This window comes from Streptococcus sp. SC1, assembly GCF_030272855.1.
In the GTDB taxonomy this organism is placed as follows: domain Bacteria; phylum Bacillota; class Bacilli; order Lactobacillales; family Streptococcaceae; genus Streptococcus.
In genome coordinates, this window is sequence record NZ_JAQCMU010000001.1 from 173952 (window position 1) to 190582 (window position 16631).

The 16631-nt window shown below is 44.5% G+C and carries 13 protein-coding genes; 7 read left to right on the top strand and 6 right to left on the bottom strand.

The genetic code is table 11. The features are described 5' to 3' along the window. Positions 1–173: 173 nt before the first annotated feature. Together rpsB and tsf are read left to right on the top strand one after the other, a co-directional pair. The gene (gene rpsB / locus PAN94_RS00935; RefSeq protein WP_285874276.1) at positions 174–956 is read left to right on the top strand and encodes a 30S ribosomal protein S2; all 783 of its coding nucleotides are present in this window, start codon (positions 174–176) and stop codon (positions 954–956) included. Between the two features lie 81 nt (positions 957–1037). Then, positions 1038–2081, top strand: a complete 1044-nt coding sequence (gene tsf / locus PAN94_RS00940) for a translation elongation factor Ts (protein ID WP_285874277.1) — start codon at positions 1038–1040, stop codon at positions 2079–2081. Between the two features lie 82 nt (positions 2082–2163). Here tsf and PAN94_RS00945 read toward each other — a convergent pair whose 3' ends face one another. Together PAN94_RS00945 and leuS are read right to left on the bottom strand one after the other, a co-directional pair. Continuing rightward, the gene (locus tag PAN94_RS00945) at positions 2164–2853 is read right to left on the bottom strand and encodes a VIT1/CCC1 transporter family protein (RefSeq protein ID WP_285874278.1); all 690 of its coding nucleotides are present in this window, start codon (positions 2851–2853) and stop codon (positions 2164–2166) included. A 184-nt stretch (positions 2854–3037) separates the two neighbouring features. Beyond that, a complete protein-coding gene (leuS, locus tag PAN94_RS00950) occupies positions 3038–5539 on the bottom strand; it encodes a leucine--tRNA ligase (protein ID WP_285874499.1) in 2502 nt (833 codons plus the stop codon). Positions 5540–5718: 179 nt separating this feature from the next. Between leuS and PAN94_RS00955 the strand changes: the two genes are divergently transcribed. Further along, positions 5719–6420 carry an ion transporter gene (locus PAN94_RS00955; protein ID WP_285874280.1) on the top strand — a complete coding sequence of 234 codons (702 nt, stop codon included), beginning with the start codon at positions 5719–5721 and terminating at the stop codon, positions 6418–6420. 72 nt (positions 6421–6492) lie between these two features. Here the strand turns inward: PAN94_RS00955 and PAN94_RS00960 are convergent, their stop codons facing one another. Then, a complete protein-coding gene (locus PAN94_RS00960) occupies positions 6493–8385 on the bottom strand; it encodes a M13 family metallopeptidase (protein WP_285874281.1) in 1893 nt (630 codons plus the stop codon). Positions 8386–8533: 148 nt separating this feature from the next. Between PAN94_RS00960 and PAN94_RS00965 the strand changes: the two genes are divergently transcribed. From PAN94_RS00965 to tpx, 4 genes are all read left to right on the top strand, one after another. Continuing rightward, entirely contained in the window at positions 8534–9253 is a 720-nt protein-coding gene (locus PAN94_RS00965; RefSeq protein WP_285874283.1) for a metal ABC transporter ATP-binding protein, read from the top strand. 1 nt (position 9254) lies between these two features. After that, positions 9255–10091, top strand: coding sequence for a metal ABC transporter permease (locus PAN94_RS00970; protein ID WP_285874285.1), 837 nt, complete (start codon positions 9255–9257; stop codon positions 10089–10091). Positions 10092–10112: 21 nt separating this feature from the next. After that, entirely contained in the window at positions 10113–11045 is a 933-nt protein-coding gene (scbA, locus tag PAN94_RS00975) for a metal ABC transporter substrate-binding lipoprotein/adhesin ScbA (protein ID WP_125372645.1), read from the top strand. Between the two features lie 151 nt (positions 11046–11196). Next, complete coding sequence (gene tpx / locus PAN94_RS00980; protein ID WP_048766040.1) at positions 11197–11688, top strand: thiol peroxidase; 492 nt, start codon at positions 11197–11199, stop codon at positions 11686–11688. 292 nt (positions 11689–11980) lie between these two features. On the opposite strand, the gene PAN94_RS00985 is transcribed toward tpx, so the two are convergent. The 3 genes from PAN94_RS00985 to gshAB form a co-directional block, all read right to left on the bottom strand. Beyond that, positions 11981–13237 carry a toxic anion resistance protein gene (locus PAN94_RS00985; protein ID WP_285874289.1) on the bottom strand — a complete coding sequence of 419 codons (1257 nt, stop codon included), beginning with the start codon at positions 13235–13237 and terminating at the stop codon, positions 11981–11983. Positions 13238–13261: 24 nt separating this feature from the next. Further along, entirely contained in the window at positions 13262–14107 is an 846-nt protein-coding gene (locus tag PAN94_RS00990; RefSeq protein WP_223368179.1) for a hypothetical protein, read from the bottom strand. 224 nt (positions 14108–14331) lie between these two features. Further along, positions 14332–16584, bottom strand: a complete 2253-nt coding sequence (gshAB, locus tag PAN94_RS00995; protein WP_285874500.1) for a bifunctional glutamate--cysteine ligase GshA/glutathione synthetase GshB — start codon at positions 16582–16584, stop codon at positions 14332–14334. Between the last annotated feature and the right edge of the window lie 47 nt (positions 16585–16631).

Genomic DNA, 16631 nt, shown 5'->3' on the forward strand with positions numbered 1-16631 from the left:
AGCGAGAAAATACTGCCCAAAGACTTGTCAAAAGCTAGAAAATTTGATATGATAGTAGATGCCGTTTAAACGGCAGAAATACTCATTTTAGATGAATTGTGGAGCCGTTGCCGATTGGTAGCTCTGCGAGCTGAAATCTAAGAGAGGAAAAAAACAAAAAGGAGAATTTACTCATGGCAGTAATTTCAATGAAACAACTTCTTGAGGCTGGTGTTCACTTTGGTCACCAAACTCGTCGCTGGAACCCTAAGATGGCTAAGTACATCTTCACTGAGCGTAACGGTATCCACGTTATCGATCTTCAACAAACTGTAAAATACGCAGATCAAGCTTATGACTTCATGCGTGATGCAGCTGCAAACGATGCAGTTATCTTGTTTGTTGGTACTAAAAAGCAAGCTGCTGAAGCTGTAAAAGAAGAAGCAGAACGTGCTGGTCAATACTACATCAACCACCGTTGGTTGGGTGGAACTCTTACAAACTGGACAACTATCCAAAAACGTGTTGCTCGTTTGAAAGAAATCAAACGTATGGAAGAAGAAGGAATCTTCGAAGTTCTTCCTAAGAAAGAAGTAGCACTTTTGAACAAACAACGTGCTCGTCTTGAAAAATTCTTGGGTGGTATCGAAGATATGCCTCGCATCCCAGATGTAATGTACATCGTTGACCCTCATAAAGAGCAAATCGCTGTTAAGGAAGCTAAGAAACTTGGTATTCCAGTAGTTGCGATGGTTGACACAAACACTGATCCAGACGATATCGATGTGATTATCCCTGCTAACGACGACGCAATCCGTGCCGTTAAATTGATCACTGCGAAAATGGCTGACGCTGTTATCGAAGGTCGTCAAGGTGAGGACGCTGTAGCGACTGTTGAAGCAGAATTTGCTGCAACTGAAACTCAAGCAGACTCAATCGAAGAAATCGTTGAAGTTGTAGAAGGCGACAACGTATAATTTTCATAAGTCAATTAACCTAAAGGGGCGGGGCTCAGCCCAGCCCCTTTATTTAAAAATAGTAAACATAGGAGAAGAAAAATGGCAGAAATTACAGCTAAGCTTGTAAAAGAATTGCGCGAAAAATCTGGTGCTGGTGTCATGGACGCTAAGAAAGCATTGGTTGAAACTGATGGTGACATCGAAAAAGCGATTGAATTGCTTCGCGAAAAAGGTATGGCAAAAGCAGCTAAGAAGGCTGACCGTGTTGCCGCTGAAGGTTTGACAGGCGTTTACGTGGATGGTAACGTTGCAGCTATCGTTGAAGTCAACGCTGAAACTGACTTTGTTGCGAAAAACGCTCAATTCGTTGAATTGGTAAATGCTACTGCAAAAGTTATCGCAGAAGGCAAGCCAGCTAATAACGAAGAAGCATTTGCATTGACAATGCCTTCAGGTGAAACTCTTGAAGCTGCCTACGTATCTGCAACTGCAACTATCGGAGAAAAAATCTCATTCCGTCGTTTTGCTTTGGTTGAAAAGACTGATGCTCAACACTTTGGTGCTTACCAACACAATGGTGGCCGTATCGGTGTTGTTTCAGTGATTAACGGTGGTGATGACGCTCTTGCGAAACAAATTTCTATGCATATCGCAGCGATGAAACCAACTGTTCTTTCATACAAAGAATTGGATGAGCAATTTGTTAAAGATGAATTGGCACAATTGAACCATGCTATCGATCAAGACAATGAAAGCCGCGCTATGGTTGATAAGCCAGCACTTCCACACTTGAAATATGGTTCAAAAGCTCAGTTGACTGACGAAGTGATTGCACAAGCTGAAGCGGATATCAAAGCTGAATTGGCTGCTGAAGGCAAACCAGAAAAAATCTGGGACAAGATCATCCCAGGTAAAATGGATCGCTTCTTGCTTGACAACACTAAAGTTGACCAAGCTTATACACTTCTTGCACAAGTGTACATCATGGATGACAGCAAGACAGTTGAAGCTTACCTTGAATCAGTGAATGCTTCAGTAGTTGAGTTTGTTCGCTTTGAAGTTGGTGAAGGTATTGAAAAAGCAGCTAACGACTTCGAATCAGAAGTTGCAGCAACAATGGCAGCTGCTCTTGGCCAAAACTAATCTAAGTTTATAACAAAAAAGATTGAAAAGAAATTATTTCTTTTCAATCTTTTTTATTATGCTGGCCTGAATAGTTCTTCTTTTAAATTGAGAAGAATTGGCCTAGGAGATAGGTGACAGCCATGGTCAAAAGTCCGATAGTGAGGTTACGGATCATGGCATTTTTAATGGGTGCCTGTCCCAATTTTGCACTAGTATAGCCGGTTCCCAAGAGGGAAAGAGCTACAACAAGGACGGTCGCTGGAATCCTATAGGCAGCCGGAAGCAGAACGATGGTCAGCATAGGGAAGATTGCACCTATGGCAAAGGCTAGAAAGCTGGATATAGCTGCATGCCAAGGATTAGTGAACTCTTCGACCTCAATGCCGTACTTTTCCTCGACCAAGGCCTTGAGCGGATTCTGCAAGAAGGCGCGATTGGTCAAGAGTTGGGCAGAAGTCTCGCACTCACCATTTTGGACGTAGGAGGCGTAGAGGGACTGTCTGGCAATATCGGGCTTCTTTTCCAAGAGTTCTCGCTCTCTAGCTACTGCAGCCTCCTCAGTGTCCTTCTGAGTGGAGACGGATACGTACTCCCCACCTGCCATAGAAAAGGCTCCAGCAAAGACAGCAGCCAGACCAGATAGAAAGATAATCCAAACATCTTCCGTCGCACTGGCCACCCCGATGACCACCCCTGCGATAGAAATAATACCGTCGTTGGCCCCCAAAACTCCAGCCCGCAAAATATTCAGGCGTCCACTAAAATTTTTGTCAATCTTATGTTCTTCCATTCTAAAACTTTTCTCTTCTCTTTTCTTTTTATTTATAATGATTATAAATAAAAAGAATGAGGATAGCAAGTGAAAGTCGGAAAATGAGAAAAGTCCGACGATTTAAGGGAAAATTCTTATCAAAAAAGGAGCCGTTTTAAACGACTCCTTTCTTTGTAATCACGATAATGTTGTAGCCAACTGATTATTTCACCACAATATTAACCAGTTTATTTGGCACACTAATGACTTTCACGACTTCTTTGCCGGCAATTTCAGATTTAATTTTCTCATCTGCAAGAGCGATTTCTTGCAGTTCCTCACGGCTCAAGTCCTTCGCTACGACTAGCTTAGCACGAACTTTACCCTTGATTTGAACTACGATTTCGACCTCTGCCTCGACCAGTTTACTTTCATCATAAGTTGGCCAAGCTACATAGGAAATGCTCTCGCCAGTTTGAGCGACTACTTGCCAGAGTTCTTCAGCCAAGTGCGGTGCAAAAGGCGCTAGCAATTGGATAAAGCCTTTGGCATATTCGACATAGAGCTTCTCTTCCTTGTTGGCTGCATTGACAAAGATCATGAGCTGGGCAATGGCTGTGTTAAACTTGAGCTCCTCAATCTGCTCTGTGACAGCCTTGACTGTTTCGTTGTATATCTTGTCAAGAGCACCATTGTTATCCGCAACGATTTCTTTACTTGTAATCAAACGGTAAACACGGTCGAGGAACTTACGACTTCCTTCCAGACCTTCTTCGCTCCAAGCGATGGATGCATCCAACGGCCCCATGAACATTTCATAGACACGTAGTGTATCGGCACCGTATTGCTCTACTACATCGTCTGGGTTGACCACATTCTTCAGAGACTTAGACATCTTAGCAGGCGCCTGCTCTAGTTCTTCTCCCGTTTCGATGTTGAAGAAAGAACCATCACGTTTTTCGACCTTGTCTGTCGCTACAAGAGCTCCACGGTGGTCACGGTAGCTTGTTCCCAAGATCATTCCTTGGTTAAAGAGTTTTTGGAAAGGCTCTTTTGTTGGAACGACACCGAGGTCATAAAGGAATTTATGCCAGAAGCGAGCGTAGAGGAGGTGGAGCACGGCATGCTCCGCGCCGCCGATGTAAATATCAACTGGCAGCCAAGCCTTGAGTAGCTCTTCGTCCGCTAATTTCTCATTATTGTGCGGGTCAATGTAACGCAGGTAATACCAGCTAGAACCAGCCCATTGAGGCATGGTATTGGTCTCGCGGCGTCCTTTGACACCATCTTCCCGAGTCACTTCCAGCCAGTCGATGAGATTGGCCAGAGGACTTTCACCAGTACCAGAAGGGCGGATATCCTTGGTTACAGGCAGGACAAGTGGTAGTTCATTTTCAGGGACAGCTGTTGAGGTGCCATCTTCCCAATGAATGATTGGAATCGGCTCACCCCAGTAGCGCTGACGGCTAAAGAGCCAGTCGCGCAGACGATAGGTGACTTTTTCATTTCCGACACCTTCTGCTTCCAGCCAAGCAACCATCTTGTCAATCGCGGCAGCCTTGTCCAAGCCATCTAGGAAGCCAGAGTTAATATGCGGACCGTCTTCTGTGTAAGCAGCTTCAGCAACATTGCCACCCTCTAGAACCGGAATAATCTCTAAATCAAACTGCTTAGCAAACTCCCAGTCGCGCTCGTCGTGTGCAGGAACAGCCATGATAGCCCCTGTTCCGTAGCTTGCAAGCACATAGTCGGCAATCCAGATTGGGATTTCCTTGCCGTTGACAGGATTGATGGCATAAGCTCCTGTCCAGACACCAGTCTTCTCCTTAGCCAAGTCAGTCCGAGCTAGGTCTGATTTGAGGCTGGCTGAATGTTTGTAGTCTGCTACTGCTTGAGCTTGTTCTGCACTTGTAATAGCATCAACGAGAGCATGCTCTGGAGCCAAAACAGCATAGGTCGCACCAAAAAGAGTATCCGGACGAGTGGTAAAGACGGTGAAGTCCTTGTCTGTGTCCTTAATCTTGAAGGTTACATTAGCACCGGTTGATTTACCGATCCAGTTGCGCTGCATGTCCTTGATAGACTCTGGCCAATCCAGTTCCTCCAAGTCATTGAGCAAACGCTCTGCATAGGCTGTGATTTTCAGCATCCACTGGCGCATAGGCTTGCGGACGACTGGATAGCCACCGCGCTCAGATGTGCCATCTGGCAGAACTTCCTCATTGGCGATAGCCGTTCCTAGCTCTTCAACCCAGTTTACTGGGACTTCAGCTTCATAAGCCAGGCCTTTTTCATAAAGCTTGGTGAAAATCCACTGGGTCCACTTGTAGTAGTTAGGGTCAGTTGTGTTGACCTCACGATCCCAGTCGTAAGAAAAACCAAGCGCATTGATTTGGCGTTTGAAGTTGGCAATGTTTTCTGCTGTAAAGTCAGCTGGGTCATTTCCTGTATCCATAGCGTACTGCTCAGCTGGCAGTCCAAAAGCGTCCCAACCCATTGGGTGAAGGACATTGTAGCCTTGCGCGCGCTTGTAACGACTGAGGATATCCGTCGCTGTGTAGCCTTCTGGGTGTCCTACGTGCAGACCAGCTCCTGATGGATAAGGAAACATATCCAGCGCATAAAAGTTAGGCTTCTCCTTGTCCGTACCTGTCTTGAATGTATGGTGCTCAGCCCAGTATTTCTGCCACTTGGGCTCGATTTCTTTGTGATTGTAAGTTGCCATAATCATTTACTCTCCAACGATCTTTTCTGTGTTCTAAACACGTTTCTATCTATTATACCATTTTCAAGGGATTTTGAAAGCAACCGGCGAAGGAGAATGAAGAAAATCTTTGCGGATTGACCTTGACTTATTTTTAAAAAAGATAGAATGAAAGCAAGTTTAAAAAAGTGAGGTTGAGGATGACAAGGAAGACTTTATTTCAGATTATTGAGCCCCATCAAAAGGAAAATGCGATTGAAAAAGCCTATGATGTGCTTATGTTCCTGACTATTATTATCAGCCTGATCCCCTTGACCACCAAGAGTCACACAGGAATCTTCATGTGGTTGGATTTTGTGTCAACGATTATTTTTATTGTTGACTATGTGCTTAGGCTCGTTACTGCCGATTATAAATTGGAAAAGGGGAAGCTTTCTTTTTTCCTCTATCCTTTTACCTTTCTGGCTCTGGCTGATTTGCTCTGCATTTTGCCTTCTCTCTTTTTGTTAAATAATAGTTTGCGGCTCTTTAAGATTTTGCGCATGCTTCGGATCTTGCGGGTCTTTAAGTTTATTCGCTATTCTAAAAATATCCAAATACTGACCAATGTCCTAAAAAAGCAGAAGGACAGTTTGATGATCGTGGGTCTTTTGGCTCTTGGCTATATCTTTATCTCTGCCCTTATCATTTTTAATGTCGAGCCCAGCACATTTCCTAATTTTTTTGACGCCCTCCACTGGGCAACCATCTCCCTGACGACGGTTGGTTATGGTGATATTTATGCAGTTTCAACGACTGGAAAAATTATTACCATGATTTCTTCCTTTTTAGGAATCGCCATTGTGGCTCTGCCCGCTGGTATCATCACGGCCGGCTATATGAAAGAAATCAAAGAACTATAAAAACCTGCTCAGGAAGGCTCTGATGCCCTTTCTGAGCAGGTTTTTTGATTGATTAAATATTATTAAAGTCGCTTACCAAATCACTACCCGTTCTTCTGGACTGCGCCACATGCCGTCTCCTTCTTGGACATCAAAGGTCGTAAAGAAGTCGTCAAAGTTAGGTAGCTGGACATTGGTCCGAAGTTTAGCGGGCGCATGGACATCGACGCTGGCTAGAAGCTTCATGTACTCTTCGCGTCCCTTCATCCGCCAGATGCGGGCAAAGTTGGTGAAGAATTCCTCCGCAGAGAAATCGTCTTCTTTCTTGGCTGCTTCAAGAGCTGCTGCAATACCGCCCAAGTCCGCTACGTTTTCTGAAACAGTCAGCTTGCCATTGACCTTGGCACCGTAGGAATCTAGACCTTCGAACTGGTCAATGACTTTCTGAGTCCGCTCAGTAAAGGCTTGGTAGTCATGCTCCGTCCACCAGTTGTTGAGGCTGCCGTTTTCATCAAAGGAAGCGCCGTTGGTATCAAAGGCATGAGAGATTTCATGGGCGATGACCGCTCCGATACCGCCATAATTGGCTGAAGAAGACTGGTGCAGGTCATAGAATGGTGCCTGCAAGATAGCCGCTGGAAAGACAATCAGATTTTTCTGAGGATTGTAGTAGGCATTGACCATATGGGCTGGCATGCCCCATTCCTTGTAGTCTACAGGCTGGTTCCACTTGCTCCAACCATACTTGATTTCCACTTGTCGCAGTTTTTGGGCATTTTCGAAGAGGCTGAGATTTTCATCCACAAGCTTGTCTGCATAGCGCTCAGGCAGCTCCTCTGGGTAGCCGATATAAGGCTTGATGACATTGAGTTTGACAATAGCCTTGTCCCGAGTTTCTGGTGTTAGCCAGTCATTGCTTGCGAGGCGCTCCTTGTAGACTTGGATCATGTTGGCTACTTTGTGCTCCACATCGGCCTTGGCTTCAGGGGAGAATTTTTGTCCAGCATACCAGAGCCCGATGGCTTGATTGAAAGGCGCTTGAGCTAGGTAAAAGGCAGCTTTTTTCTTGTCTTGCGCCTGAGGTGTTCCAGATAGGGCACGGCGATAAGCGCCTGCTAGGACACGGATTTCGTCAGTCAAGTAGGCTTCAGCTGACGCGATAGCATTAAAGATAAGCACGGCCTTGAGCAGGGGCCAAGTCTCTTCGCAGTAGAATTGGTCGGCAGCTTGCCAGAAACGCTCCTCTGGTACGATAATCTGGTCAGGAATTTGCCCGATGAGTCGGGTGAAGATCGCATCTAAAGGTAGATTCGGTGCTAAGGCTTTGAAATCTTCCCACTTGTAAGGGTGGTAAAGCTTGGCATATTCTGAACTTTCCTCCCGTGATAGTACGACTTCGGCAATTCGAGCATCCAGTTCTAAAACTTTATCCAGCAAATCTTGGATTTCTTCTGCTGAAAATTCGAATTTTTGCAGCAAAGCTTCGGAAGCTTCGCGCCATTTTTTCAAGAGCTTATCCTTTTGAGGATGCTCATCGGCATAGTAGGTTGTGTCTGGGAGAATAGTACCTGGCGCATCTGCCCAGAGGACATTGATACGGGCGTCCATAAAGTCAGGCGCTACACCAAAAGGAAAGAAATTGGACTTACCAGCCAGTTCAAACTCGGCAATCTTTGTGGTAAATTCTGCAAAGGAGTTGAGTGCTTGATATTCTGCAATCAAAGGCAAAACAGGCTTGATACCGAGTGCTTCCCGCTTGTCATAGTCAGCTGCTAAACGGTGGTACTTGATAAAATTTTGCAAAATACCATCATCAGGAACTTCCTCACCCCGCAGCCATTGATCAGTAGTGGAGAGCATCAGCTTTTCAATCTCATCTGACAAATCTGTGAAGCCGCCGGTGACAGGCTTATCATCTGGGATAACGGCCGTTTTGGCCCATTCGCCATTAATGGCGTCATAAAAATCATCTTGTAAACGTGTCATGTTTTTCTCGCTTTCCTGCTTTTGATATAACCTTATCAAAATTAGCTCCTTTTTTCAAATATTTCTTATATTGATTGTAAGGATTTTTTAAAAATTAACTTGACTTAATTTTCATTTTAATGTATATTAAAACAAAAGAGGTATAACAATGATTGAAATGAAAAATTTAAGTGTCAGTTATCAAGGACAGCTGGCCTTAGAACCAACTTCTTTAACAATAAAAGGACCAACTATCACAGGGATTATCGGACCAAACGGGGCTGGAAAGTCAACTCTCATAAAGGGTATGTTAGGAATTGTTGATAGTGAGGGGCAGACCTTTCTAGACAGAAAACCCATGAAGCAAGAATTAAGCAAGATTGCTTATGTAGAGCAGAAAATTCACATTGATTATAATTTTCCTATCAAGGTCAAGGAGTGTGTGTCTCTGGGTTTGTATCCTAAGATCAAGCTCTTTCAACGCCTCAAAGCGTCTGACTGGGAAAAGGTTGCCCAGGCTTTGAAAATCGTTGGTTTAGAAGATTTTGCTGAGCGGCAGATTAGCCAGTTGTCTGGTGGGCAATTTCAGAGGGTCTTAATCGCCCGTTGCTTGGTTCAGGAGGCGGACTATATTTTCCTAGATGAGCCTTTTGTTGGGATTGACTCGGTCAGCGAAGAGATTATTATGAAAACACTCCGTAAGCTAAGAAAAGCCGGGAAGACGATTTTGATTGTCCACCATGACTTGAGCAAGGTGGTCGCTTATTTTGATCAGGTCTTGCTACTTAACAAAAAAGTCGTCGCTTTCGGATCAACCGAGAGTACCTTCACCAAAGAAAATATGCAGAAGACCTACGGCTCTCAGCTCTTTATGAATGGAGGTGCCTAGGATGATTCAGGAATTTATTCAAGGCTTACATGACTTTCATTTCCTGCAAAATGCTTTGATTACAGCCATTGTGATTGGAGTGGTGGCCGGTGCCGTTGGATGTTTTATCATTCTGCGAGGCATGTCACTCATGGGGGATGCCATCTCTCACGCGGTGCTGCCCGGTGTGGCTCTGTCTTATATTTTGGGGATTAATTTCTTCATCGGTGCCATCACCTTTGGCTTACTAGCTTCCATCATTATCACTTACATCAAGGGCAATTCTATTATCAAAAGTGACACGGCTATCGGGATTACTTTTTCTTCCTTCTTGGCTCTGGGGATCATTTTGATTAGCGTTGCCAAGAGTTCGACCGACCTCTTCCATATTCTCTTTGGGAATATCTTGGCGGTACAAGACCTTGATATGTGGATTAGTATTGGCGTGGGTATTTTAGTGCTGCTGGTCATTAGTATTTTCTTCAAGCAACTTTTGCTGACGTCCTTTGACCCGCTCTTAGCCCAAGCTATGGGAATGAAGGTGAATTTTTACCACTATTTGCTGATGATTCTATTGACTCTGGTATCTGTCACAGCCATGCAAAGTGTCGGAACGATTCTGATTGTGGCCATGCTGATTACACCAGCTGCGACAGCCTATCTCTATGCCAAGAGTCTCAAGACCATGATTTTATTGTCATCTGTCTTGGGGGCTGGTGCATCTGTTTTAGGTCTCTTCATCGGTTATAGTTTTAATGTTGCAGCAGGTTCTAGTATCGTTCTAACCTCTGCCCTGATCTTTTTGGTTTCATTTTTTATCGCACCAAAACAGCGGTATTTAAAAAGAAAAGTAAAATAATATATTTATGGAGGATTTCCAATGAAAAAATGTCGTTTCTTAGTTCTGCTTTTGCTGGCTTTTGTCGGCCTAGCAGCCTGCTCTAGTCAAAAAAGCAGTACCGAGACTGGTTCTTCAAAATTGAATGTTGTTGCGACCAACTCGATTATTGCGGATATTACAAAGAATATCGCTGGCGATAAGATCAATTTGCACAGTATCGTACCTGTCGGCCAAGACCCGCACGAATACGAGCCGCTACCTGAAGATGTCAAAAAGACTTCTCAAGCGGATCTCATCTTCTACAATGGGATCAACCTTGAAACCGGCGGCAATGCTTGGTTCACAAAATTAGTAGAAAATGCTAAGAAGAAAGAAAACAAGGACTATTATGCTGTCAGCGAAGGTGTTGATGTCATTTACTTGGAAGGCCAAAGTGAAAAAGGGAAAGAAGACCCACATGCTTGGCTCAACTTGGAAAATGGGATCATCTATGCTCAAAACATTGCTAAGCGTTTGAGCGAAAAAGACCCAGCTAACAAAGAAACTTACGAGAAAAATCTTAAAGCTTATGTGGAAAAACTAAGCGCTTTGGACAAGGAAGCCAAAGAGAAATTCAACAACATTCCTGAAGAAAAGAAAATGATTGTAACCAGCGAAGGTTGCTTCAAATACTTCTCTAAGGCCTACAATGTGCCATCTGCCTATATTTGGGAAATCAACACTGAAGAAGAAGGGACTCCAGACCAAATTAAAACTTTGGTTGAAAAACTACGCAAGACGAAAGTGCCATCTCTCTTTGTGGAATCAAGTGTAGACGACCGTCCGATGAAGACTGTTTCTAAAGACACCAACATCCCAATCTACGCTAAAATCTTTACTGACTCAATCGCTGATAAAGGCGAAGAGGGTGATAGCTACTACAGCATGATGAAATACAACTTAGAAAAGATTGCAGAAGGTCTGTCTAAATAATAATAAGAGGTTAGGAAGATAAAATCCTAACCTCTTTATTTCTGTAGGACAAGCTTCACATGGAGTCGCTCTTAAATTTTCAGTCAAATTATTCGAAAAAAATCGCTATTCGCAGTACAATGGAGCTATCAAACATGAATGGAGACTTCCTATGACAACTTTTCTCGGAAATCCCGTAACCTTTACGGGCCAACAACTGCAAGTCGGCGACACAGCCCACGATTTTAGCCTAACAGCTACTGACCTTTCAAAGAAAACTTTGGCTGATTTTGCTGGTAAAAAGAAAGTCCTCAGCATCGTGCCGTCTATCGATACTGGCGTTTGTTCAACTCAGACCCGTCGTTTCAACCAAGAACTCTCTGACTTGGACAATACCGTTGTGATCACGGTTTCAGTTGACTTACCTTTTGCTCAAGGCAAATGGTGTGCTGCTGAAGGCATCGAAAATGCCGTCATGCTATCTGACTACTTCGACCATTCTTTCGGTCGCGACTATGCTGTCCTCATCAATGAATGGCATCTGTTGGCCCGTGCAGTTCTTGTCTTGGACGAAAATAACACTGTGACCTACGCTGAATATGTTGACAACATCAACACCGAGCCAGATTATGATGCAGCCATTGCGGCAGTCAAAAGTCTGTAAAGAAATATACTTTTCCAAAAAATGCACTTAATTCTTCATAAAGAGTTGAGTGCATTTTTGTCTTCTTGACCAAAAATACAAAAAGAGAGTGGGACAGAAATCGGTAATTGGTTAGAATTCGATTTCGTCGTCCCACCTCCGCACAGTTGAGTAGGGCTGTAAAAGCTGATGAAATCAGCGTAATAGAGCCCACTCAACCACTGCGTCTTGCTCGACAATCCAAAGACAATTGAGAGGCTAGGACTTTTGTCCCAGCCTCCACGATTTGAAAGAGCCTGGATGGCTCTTTTGCTTATTCTGAAGTTAATTCTTTCTGGGCTTCCTTGCCTTGGTCCAGCAAGGCTTGGATAATCTTTTGATCACGCAGTTTGACAGAGTTGTTGATGGTCTCTGCAGATTGGATGACCGCCGCTTCTAGCAGAGCACGTTTTTCCCGTCCTTTATCAATGGCTTCGATAATGCCTTGGTTTTGTGCGACGAGGCTTTCTGCCAGCTTAGTGACAGACTCAACAGCGATAGTAGGGCTTTGGGAAATCCGTTCCAGCTGAGGAATGACTTCCTTGCTCGTTTCGGCGAGCATTTGCAGGGCAGCGTTATTGGCATTAGAGATAGCGTCAGCTACCTGACCAGACTTCATAGATTGCTGGAGAATGCCTAACTGGGCAATAGACAGCTTCATCGTTGGAATGGTATTGCGGCGGAGCATTCCAAGTTTTTGGCGCATATCAGAGGAAACCTTGACTAGGTTACGCATTTGAGGCGTTGTCGCCCAAGCCACATAGAGACGGCTGACATATTCAGTGTGTTGCTGCTCTAGGGTGTTGACCACCTCTGTCATTCGGGCTAATTCTTGCGATTTGACTTGGTAGTCAAGAGTTGTCGTATCTAGATGAGCGACTTCAGCCTGCAGTTTGAGCGCCCGATTGCCAGCTTCTTGCTGAGACGCTTCAATAAAGGAAATAACTCCGACTAGGTTTTCAATCGATTTGGTATTGTCCTCAATCAGCATTTCAGCAGAAACAATATTGCGAGCCAGAACGTCTTCTTGCTTGACGACGGTTGCAGCCATGCCGTCCATTTTCTGCTCAATATTTTGTGAGTCGAAATAGAATTCTTGAAGGGTGTTTCGACTTTGTTTGAAGAGTTTTTCCAGGAAATTAGGCTTCTTGTCCAGTTCCGCAACTTGAGCGTCCTTGTATTTTGCAACAAAGCCATTGAGTTCCTTGTTGGTATTTTTTAAAAGCTCATCTACCTGGGGAATTTGTAATTTTTTCTGCTCGGCTAAGATACGATTGACAGTACCGTTGACCTCTTCTACAGCAGATTGGCCAAAGTCCAGCAAGGCATTTTGGTCTGATACGAAGTTATCCACCAGCTGCGGAGCTTTAGCCGTAATCGCACTCTGTTGCTCAGGAGTCAGCTTTTCCAGAAAAGTTAGCTGACCATTTTCTTGAGTCGTGTTGGCTTCGATGATTTCTGTTGTTTTGTCGCTTTTGCTGATAGCATTATTGGCAATTTTATCAATATCAAAATTAAATTCTTGGCTCATAGTTTCTCCTTTGGTTTATCTAGCTTAAAAGCCGGTGTCTGTTTGCTTTCCTTTGTCTAAGATGCGCAGGCTAATGTCAAAGTCCCTCAAATCAGCTTCATTTAATTGGCGCAGCGCTTCGTCTAGGTCCAAGTCAAACTGCTCGATAGCTGCTTTGGCTTTGGCTAGCCGCTCCTCGGCATTATAAAAATCTTTGGGAGAGGCTTTGATTTTGAGGTAGCCTTGTAAAATATCTTCGTAGTGCTCCATCTGGGACTGATGAATGGCAGTCAGCTCTTCCTTGTTATTGCTTTCGGATTGAGAGATTTTTTGAAGAATGGCCTCGTGGTCAATCTGAATATTGCGAACCGTAGCGACCAATTCTGGGGCTAGCTCTTCTAGACTAGTTTTCTTTGGCTGCGCTTCCTTTTGCCTTTTCTCTCGTTCAATCTTTTGCAGTTGTTTATCAATTTCCTCGGTTACAGTAGTAATTTTAGTCTGAATGCGCTGGTAGACAGAGGCAGGAATTTCATCTCGCAATTCCTTAGCAACGTTTTTGATATAGGTGAGTTGGGGAAGAATTTGCAGGGCCAAATCTTGGTAGTCTTCCTTCTTGCCGTATTCTTGGTAGCTTTCTAATTCTTTAATACGGCGGTCCGCCTGACCAATCTCTGCCTTTAAATCTTCAATACGGCCAATGCTGGCTTGTTTAGCTTCAATACGAACTCTTTTCTGCTTTTGGTAGCGATAGATTCCGTAGCCAATACCTCCCAAAATAGCAATGGGGATCAGATAGCTGGCTACCACTCCAGAACCAAATATAATTGCAAGTATCCAAATCCAGCTAAACCATTCTGGCTGCTGGTTAGAATAATTCTTTCTTCTCGACATAAACCTTTCTCTTTCTTCTCAATATGATATCTCTATTTTAACATAAAAGCTAGTTTTTGAAGGAGAAAGATTGATATATTCAATCGCACTTTTAGATTTGATGAGAATATTTGCCTCATCAAGAAAGAGCTTTGCTTCCTTTACTGAAAGCAAGCGTAAGAGTTCTTTTTTATCACAAGTGGGCAAGCAAAAATCGCAAGGAATTCCCTGCGATTCGTATGTTATCAGTCCATTTCTGGGAAAAGTTTGGCCAGTATTTTAGGAGTGATACTTTGCCCCGGTCCTTCAGCGCAATAGGTGTGCATATACATAGAGGGATTAAAGTTGAGCTCGATGCAGGTGCAGTTGGGATTTTCCTTTGTGGAAATAGCAGAGCTGTCAGGGATGATTAGGTCAACGCCACAAGCCCAAGCTCCCATAGCTCGTGCCATGTCCGCAGCTAGTTCTTTATAAGATGGGTGCATACTGCCTGTGACGTCAATCGAGTCTCCGCCAGTAGAAATGTTGGAATTGCGCCGCAAGTCAACCTTGACTCCAGCAGGCAGGATATCATCTGGTCCATAGCCTTGCTGGTCCAGCATAAGGAGTTCAATGTCGCCCAGTTCAATGATTTCAAGCGGTGAACGATGATCTCGACCCCGCAGCGGATTATCATTTTTGATGGCAACCAATTCTCTCACGGTGTGTTGACCGTCTCCGACGACATTGGCCGCCACGCGCAAGAGAACCGCCTCACATTGACCATCTAAGACAAAGAAGCGGTACTCCGTTCCAGCGATGAATTCTTCCACCAAGACTGCAGCATCTTCTGAAAAAGCAATCTCTAGAGCCTTGCGATAGGCTTCCAGACTAGCTGGTTCTTGGAAAATAGAGATGCCTAGTCCGAAGTTGGTTGACTTGGGTTTGACAACAATTTTTCGATCTTTAATCAAAGGATAATAGGCCAGACCCTCTTCAAGAGAAGAAAATTCTGCCCCAGCTGGAACGGGAAAGTCAGCTGCTGCCAAAATCTTTTTGGTGACTGTTTTATTGGCCATAGCCAGAGGAATGACATAGTTATCCTTAGAGGTCATATTGCCGTTCTTGACATACTCCACATGCTGACCATGCCAAAGCTTGAGAAATTGGTCATTTTCATCTAGGATTTCGAGATGGAGGCCTTTCTGGAGAGCGTCAAACATGAGTATTTGAGTGGAAAGTTCCATCTTTTCATAGCCCTTGAGAGCGTAGGGCGCAGTCCAGGCGTAATCTCGATATTCCCGTGCTTTTGCCAGTCCAAATGCTGAGAGGGAGTTCTTCTCAATATGAGGCAATAATTGCCCTGCCAGAGTCAGTTTGGGCTCAGTCAGCGTAGCTCTGACTTGCGCTAGCAATTGACGGTAGGCCTCAGGGAGATTGAAATGTTGGATCACATTTTCCATAGCTTGGAGAATAGCAGAGCTGTCGGCCTCTGCAGGTAGAGGCGTCAAGGGGTGAGCCAGAGCAACGGCATCGTTGAGAGCATGAGCCGCTTGTAGCTGTGTATCGCTATCTGTCACATCATCCAGCCACAATAGAGCCAAAAGAAAGAGATGGACCGTGTCCAAGGTTTCCTGACTGATGCTCAAAACGTCGAAAGGATTGAGGTCGAAACAGCGCAGTTCCAAGTAAGTAATGCCTTGTTCCAGATAATCTCGATTTCGTTTTTGACCGCGAAAGCGCACGGGCGAGTAGAATTCCTTTTCCGCACTTAGGTCGCCAGACTCGACATAGGCCTCGATGTCTGAGACATAGCTTTCCAGCGAGCGAAATGATACATGGATATGCTCGTCATTGACGTAGCCGTGATGGCTATTGCGGAGTGAGCGGACAGGAGCCTCAACCGGCTCATCGTAAAAGCCAGCTTCTGCCAGTGGAGCCGCACCATAAAGATAGGTCAAGAACCAGCGGAAACGGAGGAAATTGCGAGCTAATTTGAGATAGAGAGCATTTTTAAAATCCTTGAAGGAAGAAAAGTCGCTAGCCTCAAAGAGAGCCGTCATCAAATCTTTTCCTAACTCGATATTGTAATGAATGCCGGAAATGGTCTGGAGCCGTTTGCCGTATTTTTCTGCTAAACCTTGACGATAATGGAGTTCGTAGGCATTTTCGAGGTGGGCAATCCCAATCTCGTCTTCTCGGAGTTGGGGAGGCATGGACAAGGGCCACATGAGTTCATCTTGGGGAATGGAGCGTCCAGCTACATCGGTGATGGCACCCAGTAGGCGACGGGCCTCCTGGGTTGAAGAGGCGATGGGCGTAATTAATTCGAGCTGTTGCTCGCTAAAATCCGTCTGGATATAGGGATGAAAACTCCGAGAACCCAGAGAACTGGGATGGGGAGTTGAAGCCAGTGTACCTGCCTCTGTCACGCGCAGGGATTCTCTCTCCAGTCCAAAAGTCGCCTGTAAGATCGGGCTTGCAGGGTCTAGCTTTTCAAGTAAACGATCAATAGTCATCATGTTTTTCCGTCCTTAGTATAGTACTTTCAGTCTATTATAAAAAA